This is a genomic window from Streptomyces sp. AC627_RSS907 (assembly GCF_019049165.1).
Map to the genome: position 1 here is coordinate 1 of NZ_JAGMUE010000842.1, position 542 is coordinate 542.

The 542-nt window shown below is 69.7% G+C and carries 1 protein-coding gene; it reads right to left on the reverse strand.

Translation table 11 applies throughout. The features are described from left to right. On the reverse strand, window positions 1-542 hold a 542-nt coding region (locus tag KUM32_RS38960), incomplete at both ends, for an acyl carrier protein (RefSeq protein WP_217146507.1).

Here is a 542-nt window from a genome sequence, read left to right on the forward strand (position 1 = left end):
CCCAGGCGCTCCGGGTCGGGGTCGTACATCCCGTCGACGTCCCAGCCCCGGTCGGAGGGGAAGTCCGTGATGGCGTCCGTGCCGGCCGCGACGAGGTTCCACAGGTCCTCGGGGCTTCCGACGCCGCCCGGGAAACGGCAGCTCATCCCGACGATCGCGATCGGGTCGTCATCGACCGAGGCCACCACCGCTGAAGGCACCGCCATCGCCTCCCGCGTACCCAAGACCTCGGCACGCAGATGACCAGCCAGCACCGCAGAACTCGGGAAGTCGAAGACCAACGTGGCCGGCAACACCAACCCCGTCTCCGCGTTCAACCGATTACGGAACTCCACCGCGGTAAGCGAGTCGAAACCAAGCTCCTTGAACGCCCGCCCCGGCTCCACCACCTCCGCACCCGCGAAACCGAGCACCGCCGCCGCCTGACCACGCACGAGATCGAGCAGAGCCCGATCGATCTCGGCCTCGGTCAGCCCCGCCAGACGCTCCCGCAGTGCCGAACCGCCCTCGGCGTGGCTCTCCTCGGCGGCACGGGCCTGCTC